A 26,485-nucleotide genomic window follows, 5' to 3' on the forward strand; every position below is an offset into this window, starting at 1 on the left:
TTGTACCTTTTTTGGTGTCAGTATGATCTACCCGCTGCAAAAAACAGCGTCAGATCAAAGCCTTAGGCCTTACTACCCGAAAATTATGACAGTGGCTTATTTCTTTTCCTGACCATCAGGCGGGAATGGAAATACTGTGAACATGGACTTCGCCTGGCTTTGCATTTGTTCCTGCATTTGCATAAACAGGTTTTTACTTTGCTCTATGTAATTCCCCATCATGCCTTGCATCATTGGCCCCTGAACATTCATAAACTGGTTCCAGACTTCAGGACTGAACGGTTTACCGTCATACAATCCCTTGGAGCCTTCCGCCAGTTTGTTTTGAATCTCCATAAACGCCTGTACATTTTTCTCCAGATACGACCCCATCATGCCCTGCATTGCGTGGCCGTAAAACCGGATGATCTGAGAAAGCACTGCACTGGAAAACATCGGCGTACCGCCAGCTTCTTCTTCCAGAATGATTTGCAGCAGAATACTGCGGGTCAGGTCTTCGCCTGTTTTCGCATCAACAACAGCAAAGTCATCATTTTCCAGTACGAATTGCTTCACATCTGCCAGCGTAATGTAGCTACTGGTCTGCGTGTCGTACAAACGACGGTTTGGATACTTTTTAATCAGGTGTTGCGTTGTTTTTTTTGCGCTATTCATTGATGTCTCAATTGATAACTACGAACCCGGTGATGTCCGGGCATACTCAAGCAAACCGGCACCCAACTACTTGACTAAACGGTGCAGCAAGGTTTGTCCCCTCTTTTTTGTTTAACCTGCTTTTTTCTCAAAGCATATTAAAAAGCCCCCCAGTACATTTGCACTGGTGGGCTAATTCTACCGCATTGCGTCAAAAAACAGCACCGAAATCATGCACTGCAATACAAATGATGCGGCAGTGCAAAAAGCCGGTTTAACCCATATGCAGACCGCCATTCAGCGAGAAATCAGAACCTGTTGCATAAGCACCGTCATCAGACGCAATCCATGCAACGATAGAAGCGATTTCATCCGGCTCAGCAAGACGTTTTACAGGAATACCCGACACGATTTTCTCAAGTACATCCGGACGAATTGCACGCACCATATCTGTACCGACATAACCCGGAGAGACGGTATTGACGGTCACGCCTTTTGTCGCCACTTCCTGCGCCAGCGCCATGGTAAATCCATGAATACCAGCTTTTGCAGTGGAGTAATTTGTCTGTCCGAACTGACCTTTTTGTCCATTAACAGAAGAAATGTTAATGATACGTCCCCAGCCTCGATCGATCATGCCATCAATCACTTGCTTGGTGACATTGAACAGCGAATTCAGGTTAGTATCAATGACGGCATCCCAGTCCGCTTTTGTCATTTTGCGGAACTGACCATCGCGTGTAATACCTGCATTATTCACCAGTACATCGACTTCACCGATTTCAGCGCGCACTTTTTCAAACGCAGCCTTGGTGGACTCCCAGTCAGAAACATTACCTTCGGAAGCAAACACTTCAAAACCTTCTGCGCGCATGTCAGCCAGCCATTTGTCTTTACGGGCTGAATTCGGACCACAACCTGCAACGACTACATAACCTTCTTTGCACAGACGACGGCAAATCGAGGTCCCGATACCACCCATACCACCAGTTACATACGCAATACGTTTTGTCATTCCTGATCTCCTGTTTTGATCACTCACTGAAAACTACGCTATTAATGCAGATTAAGCTGCCCTTACCTTCACATACCGCCCTGGCCCCTGCTCGATTGGCGGAAAATCTTTACTTCCTGCGGATACCGGTGCTTTGGCTTTCTTTCCTGCGTGCTGCGCCAAAAACTCCGCCCAAACCGGCCACCAGCTACCTGTGTGCTCAGAAGCACCATCAAACCAGTCTTCCGCTTTTCTGACCTGATCTGTATTTATCCAGTAACTGCGCTTTTTCTTTGCCGGAGGGTTCACCACACCTGCAATATGACCAGATGCCCCCAGCACAAACACATTACGTTCCGGTTTGCCGGGGTTCAGCAAAGCCACCGAGGCAAAGGCTGCCTGCCATGGAACAATATGATCCTCACGCGAACCGTAGATGAACACCGGTGCGTCAATCAGACCAAGATCAACGGTTTCCCCGCAAACGGTTAAACCGTTAGGAATACACAACTTATTCTCAAGATAGGTATTGCGCAGATACCAGCAGAACATTGGCCCCGGCAAATTTGTACTGTCGGAATTCCAGTAAAGCAAATCGAATGGCGGTGGTGCTTCACCTTTCAGATAATTCGCCTGCACATAGTTCCAGACCAGATCGTTTGCACGTAGCGCTGAGAAGGTACTTGCCAGATCACGTCCGGGCAACAATCCTTTTTTGCCAATCGTTTTTTCGCGCAGCGTAACCTGCATCTCATCAACAAACACATCCAGTACACCCGTGTTTGAAAAATCGAGCAATGTCGTCAGCAATGTCACACTGGCCGCAGGATGCTCACCACGCGCAGCCAGCACAGCCAGCGCCGTCGATAAAATTGTCCCGCCGACACAGAATCCGAAGGTACTCAGTTGCTTCTGCCCCGAAATTGCCTTAACGGTATTGATTGCTGTAATGGCACCTTCTTCGATGTAATCATCCCAGGTAACCTGATCCATTGTCTGATCAGGATTCGCCCAGGAGACCAGGTAAACCGTATGTCCCTGCTCAACCAGATAGCGGACGACAGAATTTTCCGGCTGCAAATCTAAAATATAAAATTTATTTATGCATGGCGGAATCATCAGCAAAGGCCGCTGATGCACTGTTTCAGTCAATGGTTTGTATTGAATCAGCTGGAATAAGCGATTTTCAAATACCACCGTTCCTTCAGTGGTAGCCACATTCTGACCGACATGGAAAGCACTTTCATCGGTCTGCGAAATGCGGCCCTTCTGCATATCCGCCAGCATTTGCGTAATGCCTTTGGCGAGACTTTCGCCTTTTGTTTCAATCAGTTTTGCCTGCGCATCCGGATTAGTTGCCAGAAAATTCGCCGGCGACATCGCATCAATCATTTGCTGCACAGCAAAAATAATTTTCTGCCGAACTTTAGGACTGGCATCCACTGCTTCTGCCAGCGCCATCAAAAACCGCGCATTCAGCAAATAAGCCGCCGCACTGTAGGCAGACATCGGCTGATCTTTCCACGCACCGGAGGTAAACCGCCGGTCACTCAGGGCGGGAATTTTAGATGCAACAAAGTCTTGCCAGAGCTGCGCTGCTTCACGGGCGTAATCCTGCTGCAATGTCAGCAGGGTTTCCGGTGCAATTGTGCCGCCAGCTTCGCGCAGCACTTCCATCAATGGCGCGGCATTCAACTGCTGAGCGGACTTCATCCAGTCCTGCCATGCGTCCGGTTGATAAAATTTTCCCACCCATTCATTCATCATGGATTGCGGGTCAAAACTCTGCATGCGCGCCTCCTGAAAATCGCGTATCGTTGCGGGTCTGTTCGGAAAAAGCGGAAGGAAACGAAAGAATGCAATACATCGTTGCAATTGCGTGGATATATGTGACGCTGCTGATGTCGGCCACAGAGACTTCAGTTGTGGCCGGTGTAATGACGTTTACCATGTACTGTGTTTTTCCTTTAACAATTGTTTTATACCTGATGCGTTCAGGCAAGCGCAAGCGGGAAAAACGGCAGATTCAGGTTGCAATGCAGCAAAAACCACAACAAAACGCGGCGCAGTCCTTAAAAACTACAGCTCAGGACGGCGAAAAATGAAACTTGCCATGCGCCCGGTCTGATGATCGCGTCGGTAGGAGTAAAAATTTTGTGCATCACTGACGGTGCATAATCCGCCACCGGAAACCTGCCGGACACCACAAGCAGCAAGGCGGCGCTTCGCCAGTCCGAAGATATCAGCCAGATACTTGCCTTCTTTGCCATTTTGCATCTTAACAAAGCAATTCAGTGCAGCGTTATCGATATCCGTAAAGATCTGCACTACTTCTTGACCTACCTCAAAGCGATCCGGACCAATCGCGGGCCCCAACCATGCAACGATTTCACCCGCACCTTTCGCCCGCATCGCTTCTGCCGTTGCTTCGAGCACACCACCAGCCAGACCGCGCCAGCCCGCATGTGCTGCACCAACTACTTTGCCGTCTGCATCACTGAACAGCACAGGAAGACAATCTGCAGTCAGTACGGCGCAGACTTTACCCGGCTGATCAGAAATCACTGCATCTGCTTGCGTGTTGCCAATTAGCCTTGATGCATCAGCAACAAGTATGCCATGTACTTGTGATAAAAATATGACATCGTGGTGAATTGCAGCAAATAATTCGCGTCGATTCTGATCAACATGCGAGACATCATCCCCGACATGATCACCGAGATTGAGTCCGCCCCGACCGTTAGCAGCTGCAAACGGCCCCTGACTGTAGCCACCGGATCGTGTCGTAAATCCCGCGCAGACAGATGCCGGCTTAGCGTCCCAGTCTTCCGGGAACACGACCGGCGGCAGTGGCTGCGCCATTATTCAGCCCACTCCAGATTGGCCTGTTCGAGCAATTGCTGAAGGTCGTCGGCAAGATCAACTTCCCACAGGCATTCCTCGCCGGTATCAGGATGAATCAGACCCAGTCGTTTGGCGTGCAAAGCCTGACGCGGAAAGAAACGCGCCAGATGCGATTTACCGTATAAAGGGTCGCCAACCAGTGCGAATCCGTGATGCTGCATGTGTACGCGGATCTGATGAGTCCGTCCGGTTTCCAGCTTACACAGCACCAGACTGACAGGGAATTTCTCCAGCATACCGGTTGCAAGGCGGCGGAAGTGCGTCACAGCCGGTTTTGCAAACATACTGCGGGACACGCACATCTTCAGACGATCACGCGGATTGCGTGCAATTGGTGCATCAATCGTGCCACTCAGGTTCGGGGCGCCCCAAACCAGCGCATAGTATTCGCGGGAAACCGTGCGCTCCTGTAGCTGACGGACCAGATCGGTTTGCGCAGTCAGGGTTTTTGCCACTACCATCAGGCCGGATGTTTCTTTATCCAAACGATGCACAATACCGGCACGCGGTACGTTTTTCAGTGCAGGCCAGCGGTGCAGCAATCCGTTCAGCAATGTGCCGGTCCAGTTGCCGGCAGCAGGATGAACAACCATACCTGCCGGTTTATGAATCACAATCAGCGTGTCGTCTTCAAACACGACATTCAGCGGAATATATTCCGCTTCGAAAGCCAGATCCTGCACGCTGGTTTGAGGCTCGATGATCAGTACTTCATGCCCGAGTACCGCCTGCTTTCCCTTGCCCGGCTTACCATCGACAGTCACAAAACCATCATCAATCCATTGCTGAATGCGGCTGCGCGAATACTCAGGCATTAGGCGCGAGATCACTTTATCGAGGCGCTCGCCGCACATTTGCGGATTCAGTCTGAATTCAATACGCTCAGGCGCACTATCCTGCACTTCTGTAGTTTCATCCTCAAAAAACGCATCACTTTCCAGTTCGGCTTCAGTTTCTGCGAAAATCGGGGTTTTAGTTGGTTTCACATTGTTTGCCATCGGCTATAATCCGTAACTTATTTTTCTGCTCATGCACATATTTATGCACGGTAAATCTTTGAAATTGCTGGTTCTCGCTTGTGCCACTGTCGTTTCTTTAAGCGGCTGCGGTACGTTCGGTGAGAAAGGGGACGACACAAAAACCTGGTCAGCAGCGAGATTATACGCTGAAGCCAAGGACGAAATGGCAGCAGGCTCTTACGAAAAAGCGATCCAGTACTTTGAAAAACTGGAATCACGCTACCCGTTTGGCACCTATGCTCAGCAAGCTCAGATGGAAACCGCGTATTCTTATTACAAGCAGGGTGATCAGGCGCAGGCACTGGCCGCGGTTGAACGCTTCATCAAACTGCACCCGAATCACGATAATCTGGACTATATGTATTACCTGCGCGGTCTGATCACATTCAATGATCAGCTTGGCTTGCTGAACTTTATTGGCAATCAGGACATTACCGAACGCGACCCGAAAGCGTCACGCGATTCCTTCGATGCGTTCAAGCAACTGGCCACGCAATTTCCTAACAGCAAATACACACCGGATGCGATCTCACGCATGAAATATCTGGTGAATGCGCTGGCACAGTATGACGTTCACGTTGCCCGTTACTATTTCCGTCGCGGCGCTTATCTGGCAGCAGCAAATCGCGCAAAGACCGCCATCACTGAATATCCGGATGCCCCTGCAATTGAAGAAGCACTGTTTATCATGGTGAAGTCTTATGACGCCATGGGTATGACAGGATTACGTGACGACGCGCAGCGCGTATTCACCAAAACATTCCCGAACAGCGAGATTGCTTCAGGCAAGAAACAAGGCAAAAACTGGTGGCAGTTCTGGAAGTAATCAGCTTCTGCATCAGCATCTATTTCCGATGCTGAGTCATAAAAAAAACCGCATCCTGTAAGGCATGCGGTTTTTTTATACTTCGCCGGATTATCATTAACACGCCGACAATCTTCATCATCCGAGACAATTTCAAGCAATTTTAAGAATGGCGACGCAATCCCCTGTAGCACTCCAAAATGCCTGAAATGCGGTATTTCGCACAGCCGTATCGCTGTCGTCGGCAGAAAGTCCGGCTCTCCGAAAAGTGTCAGTGACGATATCTGCACAAATACACTTACTTACCGGTCACCGTCAGGCAAAATGACTGATCATCCGATATCGCAAAAAAGTGCCGGACGATCATGCTCTTTTCGCTTATTCAGCCAGTCTTCGCCTGAACACCCAGCGATCTGCATCGGAGGCATCCTGACAATACTGATAGCCGTCTGTATCAAACGCTTTCATTTGCTCAGGATCGGCAAGCCCTTGTTCAGCACAAAAACGTGCCATCAGGCCGCGCGCCCGTTTAGCGTAGAAAGAAATGATTTTGTACTGACCATTTTTCCAGTCATAGAATTGCGGTGTAATAACCCGCGCACCAAGCTCCCTGACTTTGACAGATTTAAAGTACTCATCAGAAGCCAGATTCACCAGCGTATCCGTGTTTAATGCTTCCATCTGGTTTCGCAACACATCCGTAATCTGCTGCCCCCAAAAGGTGTACAGATTTTTCCCGTGATCTGTAGCCAGTCGGGTCCCCATTTCCAGACGATATGCCTGCAACGCATCCAGCGGGCGCAACACGCCGTACAATCCAGACAAAATCCGCAGCCGTTTTTGAAGATAATTCAGCGCATCTGCAGACAACGAAGCCGCCGCCAGCCCTTCATACACATCACCATTAAACGCGAATATCGCCTGACGCACTGTTGCCGGATCCGGGTGGCGCTGCCAGGCACGGAAGCGCTGAACATTCAGTTGCCCCAGATCTTCAGAAATATCCATCAGTTCACGCACTTCCTGCACGGATTGATGTTTGAGAACATCAATCAGCAACTGCGCCTGATCCATCAGTAACGGCTCCGTCACCGCAGTATCAGGAACGGTACTTGTATAATCCAGGCTCTTTGCAGGCGAAACGACAATCAACATAACTAAACTCAAAAAACAAACATGGACGCCATCATACCGAAGCCTGTCGTTCTCGACACAAACGTCTGCCTGGATCTGTTTCTGTTCCGCAATCCTGCCGTCATGCCGATTCTGGACATACTGCGCAGCCAAAACCTGCAGGCAATTACCTCACGTCGCTGCCGCAATGAATGGCTGGCTGTTCTGAAATACCCGCATCTGAAGGCCTACCTCAGCGACACCGAGGCCGCAACCGCACAATTTGACGCGCTGATTCAGGTGGTTGAACCGGATGAAGCCACCGCAGATGCCATCCTGCCCCAGTGCAAAGACCGCGACGATCAGAAATTTGTCGTGGTCGCTGCAGGCACCAATGCCATAGCACTGGTTTCTAAAGACAAAGCTTTACTCAAGCTGAACAAACGCCTGCAAAAATCAGGACGATTCCCGGTTCTGACACCCGCCGATTTCATTAAACGCTTTAACGGCGCGGCTTCCTGACTGTGTCTATTGAGCAAAACATTGATAAATTTAATGCCTGACGGTTACTCTTCTACAAAGTCCTGCTACTATGACGTTGTCAGAGTCCGTCGCTGCAGCAGCGGGTTTGCTCAGCATCAGGTCTCCGCCTCAGATACGCGGTAAGATGGTCGTCGTACTTTTTTGCCGAAAAGAAACATAAACCATGGTACTTGTGGAACAATTGCACAAAAGTCACAGCGATATGGAGAACCAATAAGATGACCGATTCAGCAGATGATCTGGAAGCCCTGTTTGAAGAAATGGCCTCCCAGCGTCAGGATACACTGAGCGCTGCACCGTCAGCCAGCAACACCGAAAGTACCTCCGCATCAGAACCTGACGATTCTGATGAGGGAAAACTTGATCTTTCCGGCACAAGCGATGATGCCGGCCTCCCTATTTTTGACCGACTCGGCAATGTCGTCCGCATGCTCCACGATTCTATGCGCGCACTGGGTTATGACAGGTCTTTGTCAGATGTTGCCATTCAGGTTGCAGATGCGCAGGGGCGACTGGAATATGTCGCAACCCTGACCGAACAGGCTGCCAACAAGGTGCTGAATGCAACTGATCTCGGCATGCCTGAACAAGATAAGCTGGCACAGCAAGCAAAAGAAATCGATGTGCGATGGACAGATTTATTCGACGGAAAAATGTCGGTCGAAGAATTTAAAACGCTTGCCCGTGACTCAAAAGAATTTGCCAATACCGTAATGGCGGCAACAGAAGCTGAAAAAGCCCGTCTGCTGGACATCATGATGGCGCAAGATTTTCAGGATCTGACCGGGCAACTGATTAAGAAAGTTGTTGCTATCAACAAGCGCGTAGAACGGGAACTGGCACAAATCCTGATCGACAATGCTCCTGCCGATCTGCGTGATAAAGCAGTTGAACTGATGGAGGGCCCGTCTGTTCCGAAAGCTGCACTGGAACAGGACGATGTTGACAACCTTCTTGAGAGCTTAGGTTTCTAATGGATGAGATGCTGAGAGAGTTTGTTGTCGAGGCACTGGACCTTGCAACAAACGTAGAAGAGCACTTGTTATCCCTGGAACGCAATCCCGGGGATATGAATACACTGAACGCAGTGTTTCGCTCCTTCCACACCATCAAAGGCGGCGCAGGTTTTATGAACCTGACTGCGATGGTATCTGCCTGCCATCTGACCGAAAACTTGTTCGACGCACTGCGCACGGGCAAAGCAGCGGTCACTCCGGAAGCGATTGAGGCAGCACTTGAAGCTAGCGGATTCGTTGCAGATCAGCTGGCTGCGCTGAACAATGGCACGCCACCAGAGCAGTTATCGACTATGCCTGCCGCACTGGAACGCATGCTGACTGACGCTATCGAAGGTAGTTCTTCCTCCACGGCACCAGCATCTGCACCGGTTGCTGCCGTACCCGTGGCAGCCCCTGTTACTGCTACGGTAGCGCAAGTGGCGTCAGCCACAGCAACTACGGAAGCAAACAATAAAGACGGAGAAATCGACTGGACAGCATACTACCGTGCAGTGGTACCGCCTGGCACAATACCCGAACCTGTGGCCGATGTGCTTGCGACACCCATTGCTGATCTGCCTGCTGCGGCTCCTGCTCCAGCCAACATTCGTGAAGAAACCGAAGCTGTAAAAGCGACGCTGGCTACGCCGGACACTGCGATCAAACAAAATGCTCCTGCGAAAGAGGAAAGTATTCGTATTGATGCTGTCAAACTGAATACACTGCTGGAAGTTGCCGGTGAATCCGTGCAGGCAGCGAATCAGGCAGCTGTGCTACTGGAAAAACTCAGTCAGTTCAAATTCGACGGTCAGGCCGCGCCGATTATGTCTGCGCTGACAGAAACACTGACCCGCGCGTCGCGTTACTCAACTGAACTGCAACGTGCAACACTTGCAACACGTATGCAGCCGGTCGGCCGTTTGTTTCAGAAATTCCCGCGCCTGGTTCGTGAACTGGCGCGTGACCTAGGCAAAGACGTCGATCTGGTCATTTCCGGTGCGGAAACTGAAGTCGATCGTGTCGTTGTTGACAGTCTGTACGACCCGCTGGTTCACATGCTGCGCAATGCGCTTGATCACGGCATCGAATCTGCAGAAGACCGCGCTCAGGTCAACAAACCTGTTCGCGCTACGATTTCCCTGAAAGCCTGGCAGGAAGCCAGCAGCGTCATGATTGAAGTATCTGATGACGGCAAGGGAATGGATGCGCAGAAATTGCGTGACAAGGCTGTGTCGAAAGGCTTGATCAATCCGCACGATGCGCGCACAGATGATGAAGCATTCCAGCTCGTTTTCCTGCCGGGCTTCTCTACAAAAGAAGTGGCATCAAGTGTTTCCGGTCGCGGCGTCGGGATGGACGTTGTAAAAACAGCGGTTGAACGTCACCGCGGTGCAATTCGTATTGCTTCGGAGCTTGGCAAAGGCACGACTTTCCTGATTCGCCTGCCAATTGAATTATCCATCGTACCGACCATGGTTGTTCGTACCGATGGTGCATCGCTGGCATTGCCAATGGCAACAGTACAGCGCGTGGTTGAGCTCCCGGAAGAGTTCGAAAGTGTTGGCGGTCAGCCAGTACTGCGCGACCTCGGAAGACCGCTGCCAGTCAAATCACTTGGACGCATTCTTGGCTATTCTCCGGCGTCAGAACGGGTTGGTATCGTCATCGCCGCTCCCAGCCCTTATATTCTGTCCGTTGATTCCGTCGATGGCACTGCAGATCTGGTGATTAAGCCACTGACCTGTATCACCACACCGGGCGTTACAGGTACAGCCCGTTCCGCGGAAGGTGAACTGGTGCTGGTGATCAGCTTGTCGTTCCTGATTGATGGTTGTAAGGTCCGTGAAATGATGAGTGCCTGAGCGAATATCGTTTCATTGAGCATGAATGCATGTCCGTAAAAATAACCCGTCTTTGTACGGGTTATTTTCTTATCTGTTATCGCTATAAACGCTTCCGGCAGAAAACAATAAGCTCTGTCACAATACGCGGATTCTGAACATTCCGTCCGCTGACCATGACTGACATCCCAACGCACACACCTTCCCTGCCCCTGCAAAGCGCCCGCTTTCTGAAACTGGGAAAAACGTTTTACAGTGATGTCACACCGGTTGTGCTGACCAAACCTTACCGCATCGCACTGAACGAAGAGCTCGCACGATCATTGCATGTTCCGGACGCACTGATTTCATCATCCCACGCCATTCCGGAACTCACAGGAGAACAGATCAGTTCTGCACAAACGCCGGTCGCAACCGTATATTCCGGACATCAGTTTGGTGTATGGGCAGGACAACTGGGTGACGGGCGCGCGATGTTGCTCGGGGAAATGACAGACAGTGAACAACAACGCCAGGAAATACAATTAAAAGGTGCCGGAGAAACGCCGTATTCACGGCGTGCAGACGGACGCGCAGTATTACGCTCATCAGTCAGAGAATACCTGTGCTCTGAAGCGATGCACGGGCTAGGCATTCCGACTACGCGTGCACTGCACCTGTCCGGATCAAAGCAATATGCAATGCGCGAACAACCCGAAACCACAGCCATCGTGACGCGGGTTGCGCCAAGCTTTATCCGTTTCGGTCATTTTGAACATTTTTATTATCAGGGCCGGATCGATGAACTGAAACAACTGGCTGACTTTGTACTGCAACACTACTATCCGCAATGCCTGTCTGCAGAAAATCCTTACGCTGAGCTTTTAGGTGATGTAGCGATCCGGACAGCACGTCTGGTGGCGCAATGGCAGGCTTCCGGGTTTATGCATGGCGTTCTGAATACGGACAATATGTCGGTTCTTGGTCTGACGCTGGATTATGGTCCGTTTGGTTTTATGGAAGCATTTAACCACGATCACATCTGCAATCACAGTGATCATCAAGGACGCTACTCATACCGCAACCAGCCAGCCATCGGACAGTGGAATGTCTTCGCATTCGGGCAAACGCTGGTGCCGCTGATCAACAGCGTGGAAACGACAGAACAAGCGCTGGACAATTACAAATCCGCGTTTGAGCAGCACTGGCAGCAACTGTGCCAGGCCAAATTCGGTCTGGAAACCGTTCAGGAAAACGATGCGAACCTGTTCAACGAATTCTTCCAGCTGTTGCAGGACCATCGTGCTGACTTCACACTGAGTTTCCGTACCTTGTCGCACCTGAAAAACGAAACTACTACCTCCGACGACGAATTATTTGCCTTATTCGGCGGCGCGCAGGCGCTGCCTGACTGGCTGCAACGCTACCGCGAACGCTACCAGACTGAAAACCGGAACGATTCAGAACGCAACGCTGCCATGCTGGCTGCGAATCCTAAATATATACTGCGCAATTATCTGGCGCAGATAGCGATTGAAAAAGCCCAACAAGACGACTTTAGCGAAATTCAACGATTGCACCGTATTTTGCAAAACCCGTTTGCAGAACAGCCTGAAGCAGAAGCCTATGCAAGCTTACCTCCCGACTGGGCAGGCGATTTATGCGTCAGTTGCTCATCATAAACAGGAGAACAACATGGAAAAAGTAATCAAATCCGAGCAGGAATGGCAGGAACAACTGAGCACCCTAGCCTATCAGGTCACCCGCCATGCAGCGACCGAACGTGCATTTACCGGTGAATTCTGGGATCACCACGCAACAGGCATTTATCACTGCGTTTGCTGCGGAACCGCGCTGTTTGCTTCAGATGCAAAATTTGATTCAGGCTGTGGCTGGCCCAGCTATTTTCGTGCACTGAACCCAGCCAATGTGCGCGAACGTGCGGATTACACACATGGCATGACGCGCACTGAGATTTTGTGTAACATCTGCGACGCTCATTTAGGGCATGTATTTCCTGATGGTCCGCCACCGACTGGCCTGCGTTACTGCATCAATTCGGCGGCGATGACTTTTACTCCGATTTAATATTCAGACCACTGCATGAAAATTCTGTTTGACCTCTTCCCCGTTCTGCTCTTCTTTGCAGTTTTTAAATGGGGAGAGTCTCATCAAGACAGCGCCCAGCAATGGGTGACTGCTTTATTCGCCTCGGTTTCTGCTGCCGGTGCGATCACCGCCGAAGTTGCACCCGTGATGCTGGCGACCGGCGTTGCTGTGCTCGCATCCTGCCTGCAAATTCTGTACTTACTGGTGCGCCGGCAAAAAGTCGAGCCTGCACTGTGGGTATCGTTCATCATTATCCTGGTGTTCGGCGGCGCCACCATTTACTTTCATAGCGAAACTTTTATTAAGTGGAAACCGACGGTGCTGTACTGGACCTACGGTATTGGCTTGCTGGCAGGACAATGGCTGTTTAAAAAGAATCTGATCCGTTCCGCAATGGAAAGCCAGATTCAGCTGCCCGATCCGGTCTGGAATGCATTGCTTTACAGCTGGGTAGGTTTCTCTGTGGTAATGGGCATTGCCAATATTCTGGTCGCACAACATTTCAGCACCTCTGCATGGGCGAACTTCAAACTGATCTCCGTGATTGGTATCATGCCGGCGTTTCTGATCGCCCAGAGTTTTTACCTGTCGAAATACATAAAAGATGAACAACATGAACCGCACTGAAAAACTTCGTCACAAAATCGAAAGCACATTCGCGCCGGTTTCGTGTCAAATTGAGGATGAGTCAGCCCTGCACGCAGGTCATGCGGGGGCGGCCAGCGGTGGCGGGCATTACAAAATCCACATCGTTTCTGCGCAATTTGAGGGATTAAACCGTTTATCACGTCATCGTCTGGTGTATGATGCTGTCGGCGATATGATGCATGCGGAAATCCATGCACTGGCGATCACCGCAGTGGCTCCGTCAGAGATCCCACAATAATAATTTGATTAACCATCCGTTTTTGCCTTTAGGAACAGACAATGAATTTCAAACCTGCTCAATTGCTGGTAGTTCTTCTTGCAACAGCAGTACCTGCAATGGCTCAGAATGTCGCAACCGTCAACGGTAAAGCAATTCCTGCTGCCCGTATGGAAGCGATCGTTAAACAAGCAACTGCACAGGGCCAACAAGATTCGCCACAATTGCGTGAAATGATTAAACAAAATCTGATCGCTCAGGAAGTTGTGTTGCAGGAAGCCCTGAAGTCAGCACCAGCGCTGGAAAAACTCCCTGAAGTCAAATCCCAGCTGGAGCTGGCACGTCAGCAAGTCCTGATGGATGCGCTGATTTATGATTTCACAAAGAAAAATCCGGTCTCTGATGCAGAAATCAAGCAAGAATATGATCGTCTGAAGGCACAGGCGGGTGACAAAGAATATCATATCGCCCATATTCAAACCGACACTGAAGATGAAGCCAAAGCAATCATCGCAAAACTGAAAGCCGGTGCTAAGTTTGAAGAGCTGGCAAAACAATCCAAAGATACCGGTTCGGCAGCAAACGGCGGCGATCTGGACTGGGTCGTTCCGTCCGGTCTGCCACCTGCATTCGGCCAGGCATTCACTGCACTGCAAAAAGGTCAGTTCACAGAAACACCGGTGAAATCTGATCGCGGTTTCCACATCATCAAAGTAGATGATACCCGCCCAACTAAATTGCCAACACTGGAAGAAGCAAGAGACCAGCTGGGCCGTGGCTTGCAACAGCGTAAAGTAATGCAATACCAGGAAAGTCTGCGCAAAAAAGCGAAAATCGCTGGCTGATCGTAGTCTTCCTCAACAAAAACCCGGCTTGTGCCGGGTTTTTGCTTTTCAGTTATACGAACAATTCGCAACTGCATTGTGCTTGTTTCCGCATCGCCATTTTTTGAAAAGCCGGACTTTCTGCCGACGACAGACTGATTACTGTGCTGAACACCGCACTCAGCCTGTTTGCAGGCTCAGAATGCGCTGCAAATCGCTACATACTTACCCGCGCATTCTGTTTGGCTGAAAACTGCAGCGACAACGGAATACAGAAACTCGCTAAATCTGGCTGCTTAATCATTACCAATATTCGGAATAATTACCCAGCATTGCATCTGCCCCGGACAACAGTCGGTGTGTAACCCTCCCGTAAAATCGCACCATGCATAACCAGAGTTCTTGAGGCAAACTGAGATGCCAAAGGAGAGCACAAATGCGTAAGAGCCGATTTACCGAAACACAAATCATTGGAATTCTGAAGTCTGTCGAAGCGGGCCGTTTAGTGAAAGATGTTTGCCGTGAGCACAGCGTTTCCGAAGCTACGTACTATCAGTGGAAATCGAAATATGGTGGTATGGAGGCAGCAGATATCAAGCGCCTGAAAGACCTCGAAGAGGAAAACCGCAAACTCAAAATGATGGTTGCTGACCTGTCACTGGAGAATCATGCATTTAAAGAGGTGATCGGTTTAAAGCGCTGACCCCGGACCAGAAGCGGGACTACGTCAGGCAATTGCAGGAATCTGGTCTGAGTCAGCGCCAGGCGTGCAGAGCGATGGCACTCTCGCGCACAGTCCTGAATTACCAGCCAAAGCTGGCGACGGATGACGACATCATCGCTGCTTTACAAGAACTGGCCGAACGATTTCCGGAACGGGGATTCGGGAAGTACTTTCAGTTGCTAAGACGACGTGGTTATTGCTGGAATCATAAAAAGGTATATCGCGTGTATTGCCAGCTGAAAATGAATCTCCGGCGTATTGGGAAGAAACGATTACCCAGCCGGCACCCCCGGCCACTTGCCGTGCCAGTTGAAATAAATAAAAGCTGGTCGATTGATTTCATGAGCGATGCACTATGGTGCGGCAGACGCTTCCGTACGCTGAATGTGGTGGATAATTTTAATCGTGAAGTACTGGCGATTGAAATTGATCTGAATTTACCTGCATCGCGTGTGATTCGTGTGCTGGAGCGTATTGTGGCCTGGCGTGGATTTCCGGCGCAAATCCGAACGGATAACGGGCCGGAATTTATATCAGCAAGCCTTGCGGACTGGGCGCAAAAGCATGGGATTCATCTGGAATTTATTGAGCCGGGCAGGCCGATGCAAAATGGCTTCATTGAACGTTTTAACCGTAGTTACCGGCAAGGTGTGCTGGATATGTACGTGTTCAGGAGTTTACAGGAGGTGAAAGAGCGAACGGAACAATGGATGACCGATTACAACGAGCAATGCCCGCATGAATCACTCAACGGGATGACACCTGTTGAATACCGACTGTTCCATGGTAATCATCCCGGAAATTAACAGACGCTAAAAGTAGAATTTTCTCGTATGATCAACGCAGGAGATTCTTGATGAAAACATCAAAATTCAGTGACAGCCAGATACTGGCTATCTTAAAGCAGGCAGAAGCAGGAGCGCCTGTCCCCGAACTTTGCCGTGAACATGGCATGAGTTCAGCCACTTTTTACAAATGGCGCGCCAGATTTGGCGGAATGGATGCATCCATGATGGCCCGGCTGAAGGAGCTTGAATCAGAAAATGCCCGTCTGACAAAAATGTATGCCGAAGAGCGGCTCAAAGCGGACATTCTTAAAGAGGCCATTGAAAAAAAGTGGTGAAGCCGTCGCGCCGGCGGGAGCTGGCCCAAAAGGCGGTGCAGGAAAAATCCATTCCGGTCAGACTGGCCTGTACGATGTTTGGTATCAGCGAAACCTGCTACCGGTATCAACTCCGGCTGGCAGATGAAAACGCAGAAATTGCAGACTGGCTGCTGCAGTTGACCACAACCTACCGGAATTGGGGTTTTGGCATGTGCTTCTATTACCTGCGAAACGTCAAACGCTTTGACTGGAACCATAAGCGCGTGCGAAGGATTTATCGTGAACTGGAGCTGAATTTACGGATCAGGCCGAAGAAGCGGCTGAAACGCGAAAAGCCCGATGCACTGCTTGTGCCGGAATCCATTAATCATTGCTGGTCGATGGACTTCATGCATGATCAGCTAGAGGACGGCCGCAGCTTCAGATTGCTGAATATCATTGACGACTTTAACCGTGAAGGACTGGCGATAGAGGTAGACTTCTCGCTGCCGTCGGAACGGGTCATCCGCACGCTGAATCAGGTAATTGAGTGGCGTGGCAAGCCTAAACAGATCCGTAGTGATAATGGTCCGGAATACATCAGTGCTTTACTGGCTGAGTGGGCAGCGAGGCACGCGATTGAACTGAAGTTCATTCAGCCTGGCAATCCACAGCAGAATGCTTACGTCGAGCGGTATAACCGAACGGTTCGCGGAGAATGGTTGGATCAGTATCTATTCAGCAGTATTGAAGAAGTCCGGGAGCATGCGACAGAATGGCTATGGTTTTACAATAACGAACGTCCGAACAAAGCAGTTGGTGGCGTACCACCGAAATACAAAAAGACTTTAACAACCCCGTCTTCTACTTCTACCGTCCATTAAAAAGGGGATGATTACCGTGCTCACGTTTGCAGCAACGCCCTCAATCTTCCGAAAGCAAGCTCAGATGCGGAGTTGAGCATAGCAACCTGGCGGTCGTCGGCAGAAACGCTGGTTGTCTGAAAATACGAAATGCAGATATCTGCATAAGCGGATCAAAACCCGATCGGCCTTCACAGCCTTGCCCTGCGCTCAATCGGCCCCAAAGCAGCGCTACAGAAACGTAAAAAGGCGCCGAAGCGCCTTTTTACTGAGTGTAGCCGTATCAGCCAACCCACTTACGTGCGTTACGGAACATACGCATCCAAGGGGAATCTTCACCCCAGCCTTCCGGTGCCCATGAATGAATCACAGAGCGGAAAACGCGTTCCGGATGCGGCATCATCACGGTAAAGCGACCGTCATCATTGGTGATGGCGGTTATACCTGCCGGCGAACCGTTCGGATTGAACGGGTAAGCTTCGGTTGGCTGGCCATAGTTATCCACGAAACGGGCCGCCACCTGCACCGCACTTTGCTGACCAGTCAGAGAGAAGTCGGCAAAACCTTCGCCGTGCGCGACAGCGATCGCAGCGCGTGTGCCTTGCATGCCATCAAAGAATACCGAACGGGACTCCAGAATTTCCACCGTCGCAAAGCGGGCTTCAAACTGCTCCGATTTATTACGCGTGAATTTCGGCCATGCTTCTGCACCAGGGATGATGGATTTCAGATTACTCATCATCTGGCAACCGTTACAGATACCTAAACCGAAGGTGTCGTCACGGTGGAAGAAGCCGGAGAACTGTTCTGCCATCATCTGATTGAACAGAATCGTTTTCGCCCAGCCTTCGCCAGCGCCGAGTACGTCACCGTAAGAGAAACCACCGACCGCGATCAGGCCTTTGAAGTCTTCCAGACGGGCACGACCGGCAATCAGATCACTCATGTGAACGTCCACTGCTTCAAAACCGGACTTATGCATGACATATGCCGTTTCGATGTGGGAGTTCACACCCTGCTCACGCAGGATCGCAACACGCGGACGTGCGCCGGTTGCAATGAATGGTGCGGCGATATCTTCCTGCGGATCGAAGGTCAGATGCGGCGTGATACCCGGATCATTGACATCCAGAATACGCGCGTATTCAGCATCGGCACAGGCAGGATTATCACGCAGACGGGCGATTTGCCAGCTGGTGTTACTCCAGATGCGGTGCAGCGCAGAGCGCGCTTCACTGAAAATCACTTTCACGTCACGAGTGAACTCAATCTTGTCTGCTGCAACGACTTTACCAATGATATGGCTGCATGCGCCGAGGTTAAAGCTGCGCAGTACATCCATCACTTCAGAACGTTGTTCAGTGCGAACCTGCAGAACAGCTCCGAGCTCTTCATTGAACAGTGCGCGCAATGTCAGATCGTTACGGCGCTCAGCAACCTGCGTCGCCCAGTTTTTCGCATCACCCTGATCTGCCGCATGCTCGTTTTCCATTGTCAGGATATCGAGGTTAACCGACACACCTGCGCGGCCTGCAAATGCCATTTCGCACAGCGTGGTGAACAAGCCACCGTCAGAACGGTCATGGTAAGCCAGCAGTTTGCCATCCTGATTCAGTTGCTGAACAGCGGCGAAGAAGCCTTTCAGATCATCTGCAGAATCAACGTCCGGTGCAGTGTTACCAATGGTTTGCATTACCTGCGCAAATGCCGATGCGCCCATACGGTTTTTGCCGCGACCCAGATCAATCAGAATCAGGCTGGTATCGCCCTGATCCAGACGCAGTTGCGGCGTCAGGGAACGACGGATATCGGCCACCGGCGCAAATGCAGAAATGATCAGGGAAACAGGTGCGGTAACGGATTTATCGACGCCCTCTTCTTTCCATGTAGTGCGCATGGACAGAGAATCTTTGCCAACCGGAATGCTGATGCCCAGTGCAGGACATAATTCCATACCAACAGTCTTCACGGTATCAAACAATGCTGCATCCTGGCCAGGCTGACCGCAGGCAGCCATCCAGTTTGCGGACAATTTGATGTCGGAAATTTCTGAGATATTCGCTGCAACAATATTCGTAATTGCCTCACCGATCGCCATACGGCCGGATGCCGGTGCATTGATCACTGCCAGCGGCGTACGCTCACCCATGGACATGGCTTCGCCACGATAGCCTTCGAAGCTCATGGCGGTAACCGCGCAGTCTGCGACCGGCACCTGCCACGGACCAACCATCTGGTCACGCACTGTCGTACCACCAACGGTACGGTCACCAATGGTGATCAGGAAAGATTTATCTGCGACTGTCGGCAGGCTCAGCACGCGCTCTGCAGCTGTTTTCAGCTCAATGCCGGTCAGATCCATATCCGCCAGTTCCTGGCTTTCACGCTTCACATCGCGCAGCATTTTCGGCGGTTTGCCGAGCAGAACATCCATCGGCATATCTACAGGTGAATTGTCGTGCAGCGGGTCGATGACTTTCAGCTGACGTTCTTCCGTTGCTGTACCGACGACTGCAAACGGGCAGCGTTCGCGTTCACAGAACGACTGGAACAGTGGCAGACTTTCAGGAGCAATCGCCAGCACATAACGTTCCTGCGACTCATTACTCCAGATTTCTTTCGGTGCCAGACCGGATTCTTCCAGCGGAACTTTACGCAGATCGAAAATCGCTCCGCGTTTTGCGTCATTGGTGATTTCAGGGAATGCATTCGACAAACCACCTGCACCAACGTCATGAATAGACAGAACAGGATTGTCGTCACCCAGCTGCCAGCAGGAGTTAATCACTTCCTGCGCACGGCGTTCCATTTCCGGATTACCACGCTGCACGGAATCAAAATCCAGATCTGCTTTGTTAGTACCGGTTGCCATCGAAGACGCAGCACCGCCACCCATACCAATACGCATACCCGGACCGCCCAGCTGAATCAGCAGGGAACCGACAGGTAAATCATTTTTCTTGGTGTGCTTATCAGAAATATTGCCGACGCCACCGGCAATCATGATCGGCTTATGATAACCGTAGACTTTGCCGTTGACGTTTTGTTCGTAGGTACGGAAATAGCCAGTCAGATTGGGGCGACCAAATTCATTATTAAATGCCGCACCACCGATAGGACCATCAATCATGATCTGCAGCGCAGAGGCAATGCGGTCAGGCTTACCGTAGGTCGCTGTATTCTGCGCGCCGGTATTGGCATCACTGGCATTTTCCCAGGGCTGAACTGCACCCGGAATCTGCAGATTGGAAACGCTGAAACCTGACAAACCAGCTTTTGGCTTGGCACCGCGACCAGTAGCGCCCTCGTCGCGAATCTCGCCACCGTTACCGGTAGATGCACCGGGGAACGGAGAAATCGCCGTCGGATGGTTGTGGGTTTCCACTTTCATCAGGATGTGGGTCAGTTCCTGACTGCCCTGATACACCTGATTTTTCGGGTAGAAGCGTGTCACTTCCGCACCTTCGATAATCGAGGCGTTATCGGCATAAGCCACGATGGTGCCCTGCGGGTGCAACTGATGCGTGTTTTTGATCATCTGGAACAGGGATTTATCCTGCTGTTCGCCATCCACGATCCAGTCCGCATTAAAAATTTTGTGACGGCAATGCTCACTGTTTGCCTGTGCAAACATCATCAGCTCAACGTCGGTAGGATTACGGCCAGCTTTCGTAAACGCGTCGGTCAGATAATCGATTTCGTCATCCGACATTGCCAGACCAAGCGTAATATTCGCAGATACCAGTGCTTCGCGACCGCCGCCGAGGACATCAACGAATTCCAGTGGCTTTGCTTCCAGTTCGGCAAACAGCGCACCGGCTTCCTGCAAATCATTCAGTACCGTTTCAGTCATGCGGTCATGCAACAGTGCCGCAACCTGTACACGCACTGCCGCATCCAGTGGACGAGCTTTGCTGAACAGACCGGATTTCAGCTGCACAAAGAAACTGATACCACGCTCAACGCGGCGAATATGCTGCATACCACAGTTGTGAACGATATCCGTCGCTTTACTGGCCCACGGCGAAATCGTGCCGACACGTGGTGTGACAACGAATACTTCACCGCTGGATTCGCCGGAGAACGGCTCCCCATAAGTCAACAAAGCCCCGAGACGCGAAACGTCATCGGGGCTCAGTTCAGAAGCTGCATCAATAAAGTGCTGGTATCGCGCAGTTACGCCAACAATACTGGCATCAACCTGCTGGAGCCTGCTAAGGAGGCTGTTAGTACGAAAAGCGGATAAGGCATTAGAGCCAGGCAAAATCAACATGGCAGAGATGTCATAGAGGCGGTCACCCTCAACCTACAAAAGCGAGCCGCTGGTTGGATGGAAAAACGCCATTATACCGCGTTGAGCCCCCATCCCTCCAGAACCGAACTATGCAAATTACCTGAAATTTCCGAGTTTAGTTCGAAAATATGCTGGCCTTGCCAAGTCGCGCAATGCGTTTCATTTGCGTTGAATACGATTTTTGATCGAAATCTGCCTGGTCTTCTTCCAGTACAATCAATGCCAGTTTTTGACTTTTGAGCACATCAACAAACTTTTGATCATCAATAACAATGGCATTTTTGTGCAGCTTGTTTCCCCAGTACAAATCACTGCTGCGCGAGTCTACAACGCGCACCGGCCGCTTCAGATAAAACGGCAAAGACGATTGCTGTTCAAAAACACGATACAGTAACAGCTCACGATCGGCAAAGTGTTTTTTGCTGTACTCAACCAGATCCCGGGTTGATATTTCTGCACTTCTATTCTTTGCACCATCCACTAAAACCGGTGCTATCGCGATTGGCAAAATGATTAATGGCAGCATCGCCCATGCAGGTCTTCTGAACGCCATCCAGATAACTGTAATTGCAATCAAAACAAACACGGATGCAAAAAACTGCATCAGATTCGCTGTTGTTAATCCTAAGGCAAGCTGCCCCGGACTGTTCTGACGACCCGCACCGACAAATAGCAGCAATGCAAGTACGGCACATATTGCGCCGAGGATTAAGGCGCCGCTGCGCTTCACTCCTCCGGTCTCTTCCAGCCAGCACGCAATTTGCAGCGCTAGTAAAGGCATCACAGTAACCAAGTAGTAATTTGCTTTTGCGCTGGAAATCGAAAAAAACAATAATGGCATGATCCACCCGGCGGCCAAAAATGCATGCAATGCCGGAACAGTCGGCATCACACGCTTCAGTCGCAACAGCACAGGTAACATCAGCGTCCACGGAAACAAGAACAAAGCCATTCGCGGAAGGTAATACCACCAGGCCCCCGCATAATAGTCATGTGGTTCACGCTTTCCCATAAAGCGCAGAATGTGTTCATTAATGAAGTAAAACCAGGCAAAAATCGGTTCAGCAAACATAGCGGCGATATGCCAAGGCAACACAACGATCAAAAACAATAGCCACGGTTGCCAGCGAAACCACATACCCAGCGCCTTAAATGCATCTGACAGTGACCGTGTTTTGAACAGCAAATATCCGCCACCGATTGCGGTGAATAAAATTGTGGCAACGAATCCTTTTGCGAGTATTGCCAGCGCAAGGAATATCAGACTCCGGCAAGCGTAACGCAGTTCATGCCGCTCATGATAAAGCCAGGCATGCATCACACCACCGAGCAGACATGCTGTCAGCAACATATCGAACATTAGCGAGCGGCTCATCACCATGACACCGAGCCCGCTGATAAACATCAGTGAAGCTAATTTTGCCGCCGCTTCTCGATGAATCTGACGCCCGAACCACAACAACAATCCCACGCAAACCAATGCAGATGCTGCCGGCACCAGACGAATCACTGTTTCGGACTCTCCGAACAATGCCAAACATATTGCGGTCAGCCAGTACAGCAACGGAGGCTTTTCCATATATGCCAAACCGTTCAGATGCGGAATCACCCAACCCTGCCAATGACCGGATGCCAGCATCTCCCTGGGTATTTCGGCATATAAGCCTTCATTATTATTCAGCACCGGATATCCGCCCAACTGGAACGAGACGATCAGAATCGCACTTATCCAGACTACCCACTGCGGCAGGTCCGGCAAAAAACCGGGCTTGTCTTGCAAGATCACATCAACCTTCTATTCAAAAAAAACGGCAAGCACAAATGCTTGCCGTTCAGTTATTCAAAAATGGTACTTAGCCGGCAGTTACCACATTTTTCGACCAAACCAATGCAGATAAATGTGCTGCATTTAAGTCTTCAGCTGAGATTTTGAGTGTTTCAGCCAGCGAACCTACCAGCATACTATTGAGCTCACATGCCTCCGCAAGTGCAAGGAATGGGCCATAAACACCTGACCGGCTTAAAAGTGCTTCGGTCACAACATCGGGCAACTGAATTGAAGCAAGAATTTCATCCATTGGCAAGCCAATTAAACGGTCCAGCAAGGAAAACATTCCGGTAACAAACAAATTCTCTGCTTCCGCTTTGGACATTTTCATTTGACCAAGCAACTCAGCAAAGCGCCCCCGGATAATTGCCGTCTCCAGCAACACAGGCGAAAAACCGCTGGTACTCGCCGTCGCCAACAGTACCGTCAGCCAGCGATATAAAGGACTGTAACCAAGCATTTGTACGGCATGTTTAAGCGATTGCACCTCAGAGCGCAATCCGAAGCCCGCAGAATTAATGTAGCGCAGTAACTTATAAGCAAGCGTTGCATCCCGTTTCACAACCAGCTCCAACTGATTAACGTCCGCATTCTTCCGGACCATTTCCATCAGTTGCAGAATCGTCGTCTGCGCCGGATTAAGAGACTTAACGACACTGCCCGGACGCGGAGTCAAATGCAGCTTACCAACAAAGCTGTGCAGACCAAGTGCTGAACATGCTTCAAAGTCTTGCCAGGAACCGACCTGACGCGCCACCATACGTACCGGACTTTGCTTTAACGCGGCATATACTTTTGCCTGCGATGCAAAATTTGCTGCACTGAATTTGACTTCAATGTGAGATGCCAGTGAAAAAAATGTCCGCTCCAGCGTTGTAACTTCCGCTCCTCGAAGACAAATTCCGAAACCACGCGCACGCAACGCCTGTACTGCTTCGACAACGGCAGGATTTGCAAAATGCTTTTTATGCAAAATCAAAACAGTATTTTTTGCCGGAAATAAGTTCAGTGCATCAACCGATAGCAACTCCGGAACCGCTTCAAAAAATAACTGGCTTTCCCCCAAAAGAAAGCCTTTCTCATCATCATTCAGATGACCTGCAACGAATTGCAATAATGCGTCCAGCTCATCTTTGGTCGCATCTACTTGCTCATCAGCGCGTTGCCAAGAAAATTGAAAGCCTGAAACTTTCTGTTTAGGATCCAGTAAAGGTTCGCGTGTAATGAAATGAGTATCAATCATATTTAATCCGCCAGTATTCAGCGTGCCCCGTAAAACCAACCTTAGTAAAGCATCCACTATACCGCTACTGTTACGCCTTCAGTTCAGTTGTAACCGGGAAAACGTTATCCGTAACAAAAACGAAGACATTTCACATTTCGTGTGACTTTTATGCAAACCGCAGGAATAAAAAAATAGTGCCTGAGCTCAGTCTGAAGACCAACGCTTAGGCACTATCGTATACATCAGGATCACTGCGAAACCGCAGATTATTTTCCCATTTTCTCAAAAATTTTTGTCAGTTTCTCGTCCAGTGTTGCCGCGGTAAATGGCTTCACCACATATCCGTTTGCACCGGCCTGCGCTGCCGCAATGATGTTTTCTTTTTTTGCTTCCGCGGTCACCATCAGCACTGGTAATTTTGCCAATGCTGGATCAGCACGAATGTGTTGCAACATGGTTAAACCATCCATATTCGGCATATTCCAGTCAGAGATTACAAAATCAAAGTCACCGTTTTTCAGCTTGGCAAGGCCCATTGCCCCATCTTCCGCTTCATCAACGTTGGAATACCCTAATTCCTTGAGCAAATTCCTGACAATGCGACGCATAGTGGAAAAATCGTCGACAACGAGAAATTTCAGATTTTGATCGGCCATGAATTACTCCAATATTTCTTTAGGGATAGTTATTAGTATTATCGGACAAAAGCCCGAAGAAAGGTGTTCAATTTACGCTTAAGCATAGCATGGTTGCAAAAAAATCAGACCCTGAGTGCTCGCCCCCCTTGAGTGGCAAGATATTGCAACACTTTTGCTGGCAGTTCGTTCAACGAAGCAACTTCATGAGTCGCCCCAATCGCTATTGCTTCACGTGGCATGCCAAAAACAACGCAACTGGACTCGTCCTGAGCGAAATTATACGCGCCAGCACTTTTCATTTCGAGCATACCTTGTGCACCGTCTTTTCCCATCCCAGTTAAAATTACACCTACAGCATTTTTACCAGCGGAGAAAGCGGCGGATCTAAACAAAACATCAACAGATGGCCGATGCCGATTAACAGGTTCGCCATCATCCAGCTTTGTCACGTAGTTCGCCCCACTACGGGCTAACAATAAATGAGAATGTCCAGGCGCAATATACGCATGCCCCGGCAAAACACGCTCGCCCCCAACTGCCTCAGAGACCGCGATTTTGCAAAGCCCATTCAAGCGTTTTGCAAACGATCTGGTGAAACCCTCAGGCATATGCTGGGTAATGAGAATACCCGGACAATCGGACGGCATCTGCATCAGAAAACTCTTAATTGCTTCAGTTCCGCCAGTTGAAGCGCCGATAATAATCAGCTTTTCACTACTGGTGAGCGGATTGCGTAACATCGGAAGTACTGATTCGCTGCTTTGCTTTGCTTCCGCATGCTGAATAGTTCTTGGACGGATACGTACTTTCGATGCGATACGAATTTTGTCCGCAATCATCTCTGCATATTCACGCATTCCACTTTGAATCGAGAGTTTAGGCTTTGTCACAAAGTCAACAGCCCCCAACTCCAATGCGCGCATTGTGATTTCAGATCCTCGCTCCGTAAGCGAAGAAACCATAACAACCGGCATAGGCCGCAACCGCATCAGCTTTTCCAGAAAATCCAGCCCATCCATACGCGGCATTTCGACATCCAGTGTCAGCACGTCTGGATTAGTTTGCTTAATCAGTTCTCTTGCCACGATTGGATCTGGAGCAACCCCCACTACTTCCATATCTGGCTGACTACCGATGATTTCAGACATCACACTACGAATCAGTGCTGAATCATCAACAATTAAAACTTTAATTTTCATCGA

23 protein-coding genes and 1 pseudogene are annotated in these 26,485 nt (G+C 50.1%); 12 read left to right on the top strand and 12 right to left on the bottom strand.

The annotated features are described in order from the left end of the window. Positions 1 to 96: 96 nt before the first annotated feature. The 3 genes from phaR to phaC form a co-directional block, all read right to left on the bottom strand. A complete protein-coding gene (phaR, locus tag IE092_RS14665; protein ID WP_189357955.1) occupies positions 97 to 654 on the bottom strand; it encodes a polyhydroxyalkanoate synthesis repressor PhaR in 558 nt (185 codons plus the stop codon). Between the two features lie 253 nt (positions 655 to 907). Beyond that, the gene (locus tag IE092_RS14670; RefSeq protein ID WP_189357956.1) at positions 908 to 1,648 is read right to left on the bottom strand and encodes a 3-ketoacyl-ACP reductase; all 741 of its coding nucleotides are present in this window, start codon (positions 1,646 to 1,648) and stop codon (positions 908 to 910) included. A 51-nt stretch (positions 1,649 to 1,699) separates the two neighbouring features. Beyond that, a complete protein-coding gene (gene phaC, locus IE092_RS14675) occupies positions 1,700 to 3,418 on the bottom strand; it encodes a class I poly(R)-hydroxyalkanoic acid synthase (RefSeq protein WP_189357957.1) in 1,719 nt (572 codons plus the stop codon). Between the two features lie 65 nt (positions 3,419 to 3,483). On the opposite strand from phaC, the gene IE092_RS14680 reads away from it, so the two are divergent. Next, entirely contained in the window at positions 3,484 to 3,732 is a 249-nt protein-coding gene (locus IE092_RS14680; RefSeq protein ID WP_189357958.1) for a hypothetical protein, read from the top strand. On the opposite strand, the gene pgeF is transcribed toward IE092_RS14680, so the two are convergent. Together pgeF and IE092_RS14690 are read right to left on the bottom strand one after the other, a co-directional pair. After that, entirely contained in the window at positions 3,707 to 4,489 is a 783-nt protein-coding gene (pgeF, locus tag IE092_RS14685; RefSeq protein ID WP_189357959.1) for a peptidoglycan editing factor PgeF, read from the bottom strand. The two genes, IE092_RS14680 and pgeF, sit on opposite strands and share 26 nt — an antisense overlap. Further along, positions 4,489 to 5,529 (bottom strand): RluA family pseudouridine synthase, encoded by a 1,041-nt coding sequence (locus IE092_RS14690; protein ID WP_189357960.1) that lies wholly within the window; start codon positions 5,527 to 5,529, stop codon positions 4,489 to 4,491. Before IE092_RS14690 ends, pgeF begins: the two co-directional genes overlap by 1 nt. Positions 5,530 to 5,572: 43 nt before the next feature. Here IE092_RS14690 and IE092_RS14695 point away from each other — a divergent pair, with 43 nt between their 5' ends. Next, positions 5,573 to 6,376 (top strand): outer membrane protein assembly factor BamD, encoded by an 804-nt coding sequence (locus tag IE092_RS14695; RefSeq protein WP_189357961.1) that lies wholly within the window; start codon positions 5,573 to 5,575, stop codon positions 6,374 to 6,376. Positions 6,377 to 6,733: 357 nt separating this feature from the next. Here IE092_RS14695 and yaaA read toward each other — a convergent pair whose 3' ends face one another. Then, complete coding sequence (gene yaaA / locus IE092_RS14700) at positions 6,734 to 7,510, bottom strand: peroxide stress protein YaaA (protein WP_189357962.1); 777 nt, start codon at positions 7,508 to 7,510, stop codon at positions 6,734 to 6,736. A 21-nt stretch (positions 7,511 to 7,531) separates the two neighbouring features. Here yaaA and IE092_RS14705 point away from each other — a divergent pair, with 21 nt between their 5' ends. From IE092_RS14705 to IE092_RS14750, 10 genes are all read left to right on the top strand, one after another. Further along, positions 7,532 to 7,990 (top strand): putative toxin-antitoxin system toxin component, PIN family, encoded by a 459-nt coding sequence (locus IE092_RS14705; RefSeq protein ID WP_229793196.1) that lies wholly within the window; start codon positions 7,532 to 7,534, stop codon positions 7,988 to 7,990. A 239-nt stretch (positions 7,991 to 8,229) separates the two neighbouring features. Then, positions 8,230 to 8,985: a protein phosphatase CheZ gene (locus tag IE092_RS14710; RefSeq protein ID WP_189357963.1), complete on the top strand. Its 756-nt coding sequence runs from the start codon at positions 8,230 to 8,232 to the stop codon at positions 8,983 to 8,985. Further along, complete coding sequence (locus IE092_RS14715; RefSeq protein WP_189357964.1) at positions 8,985 to 10,871, top strand: chemotaxis protein CheA; 1,887 nt, start codon at positions 8,985 to 8,987, stop codon at positions 10,869 to 10,871. Before IE092_RS14710 ends, IE092_RS14715 begins: the two co-directional genes overlap by 1 nt. Positions 10,872 to 11,026: 155 nt before the next feature. Then, positions 11,027 to 12,511 carry a protein adenylyltransferase SelO gene (locus tag IE092_RS14720; protein ID WP_189357965.1) on the top strand — a complete coding sequence of 495 codons (1,485 nt, stop codon included), beginning with the start codon at positions 11,027 to 11,029 and terminating at the stop codon, positions 12,509 to 12,511. 13 nt (positions 12,512 to 12,524) lie between these two features. Beyond that, positions 12,525 to 12,917 carry a peptide-methionine (R)-S-oxide reductase MsrB gene (gene msrB / locus IE092_RS14725; RefSeq protein WP_189357966.1) on the top strand — a complete coding sequence of 131 codons (393 nt, stop codon included), beginning with the start codon at positions 12,525 to 12,527 and terminating at the stop codon, positions 12,915 to 12,917. 15 nt (positions 12,918 to 12,932) lie between these two features. Continuing rightward, complete coding sequence (locus IE092_RS14730; RefSeq protein WP_189357967.1) at positions 12,933 to 13,565, top strand: septation protein A; 633 nt, start codon at positions 12,933 to 12,935, stop codon at positions 13,563 to 13,565. Next, the gene (locus tag IE092_RS14735) at positions 13,552 to 13,824 is read left to right on the top strand and encodes a BolA family protein (RefSeq protein WP_229793197.1); all 273 of its coding nucleotides are present in this window, start codon (positions 13,552 to 13,554) and stop codon (positions 13,822 to 13,824) included. Before IE092_RS14730 ends, IE092_RS14735 begins: the two co-directional genes overlap by 14 nt. A gap of 41 nt (positions 13,825 to 13,865) precedes the next feature. Then, positions 13,866 to 14,648: a peptidylprolyl isomerase gene (locus tag IE092_RS14740; protein ID WP_189357969.1), complete on the top strand. Its 783-nt coding sequence runs from the start codon at positions 13,866 to 13,868 to the stop codon at positions 14,646 to 14,648. Between the two features lie 415 nt (positions 14,649 to 15,063). After that, a protein-coding gene (locus IE092_RS14745; RefSeq protein WP_189357970.1) for an IS3 family transposase occupies positions 15,064 to 16,157 on the top strand; the annotation gives its coding sequence in 2 pieces (ribosomal slippage) (positions 15,064 to 15,319 and positions 15,319 to 16,157; 1,095 coding nt in all). 50 nt (positions 16,158 to 16,207) lie between these two features. Continuing rightward, positions 16,208 to 17,319 (top strand): IS3 family transposase gene (locus IE092_RS14750; RefSeq protein ID WP_373295337.1). Its coding sequence is split into 2 segments (ribosomal slippage): positions 16,208 to 16,469 and positions 16,469 to 17,319, totalling 1,113 coding nucleotides; the frame shifts between segments, so codons are not numbered across the junction. Positions 17,320 to 17,581: 262 nt separating this feature from the next. On the opposite strand, the gene purL is transcribed toward IE092_RS14750, so the two are convergent. From purL to IE092_RS14775, 6 genes and pseudogenes are all read right to left on the bottom strand, one after another. Next, on the bottom strand, positions 17,582 to 21,571 hold the full coding sequence (gene purL / locus IE092_RS14755) for a phosphoribosylformylglycinamidine synthase (protein WP_189357972.1): 3,990 nt from the start codon (positions 21,569 to 21,571) through the stop codon (positions 17,582 to 17,584). Between the two features lie 136 nt (positions 21,572 to 21,707). Continuing rightward, positions 21,708 to 22,730 carry a glycosyltransferase family protein gene (locus IE092_RS18880; protein WP_229793198.1) on the bottom strand — a complete coding sequence of 341 codons (1,023 nt, stop codon included), beginning with the start codon at positions 22,728 to 22,730 and terminating at the stop codon, positions 21,708 to 21,710. Positions 22,731 to 22,736: 6 nt separating this feature from the next. Then, positions 22,737 to 23,231: pseudogene (locus tag IE092_RS19045) on the bottom strand (ArnT family glycosyltransferase); the annotation flags it as partial. A 214-nt stretch (positions 23,232 to 23,445) separates the two neighbouring features. After that, a complete protein-coding gene (locus tag IE092_RS14765) occupies positions 23,446 to 24,720 on the bottom strand; it encodes an EAL and HDOD domain-containing protein (RefSeq protein ID WP_308427138.1) in 1,275 nt (424 codons plus the stop codon). Between the two features lie 191 nt (positions 24,721 to 24,911). Next, positions 24,912 to 25,301 (bottom strand): chemotaxis response regulator CheY, encoded by a 390-nt coding sequence (gene cheY / locus IE092_RS14770; protein WP_189357974.1) that lies wholly within the window; start codon positions 25,299 to 25,301, stop codon positions 24,912 to 24,914. A gap of 104 nt (positions 25,302 to 25,405) precedes the next feature. After that, a complete protein-coding gene (locus tag IE092_RS14775; protein WP_189357975.1) occupies positions 25,406 to 26,482 on the bottom strand; it encodes a protein-glutamate methylesterase/protein-glutamine glutaminase in 1,077 nt (358 codons plus the stop codon). Between the last annotated feature and the right edge of the window lie 3 nt (positions 26,483 to 26,485).

This window comes from Cognatundibacterium squillarum, from assembly GCF_014652435.1.
In the GTDB taxonomy this organism is placed as follows: domain Bacteria; phylum Pseudomonadota; class Gammaproteobacteria; order Burkholderiales; family Burkholderiaceae_D; genus Undibacterium; species Undibacterium squillarum.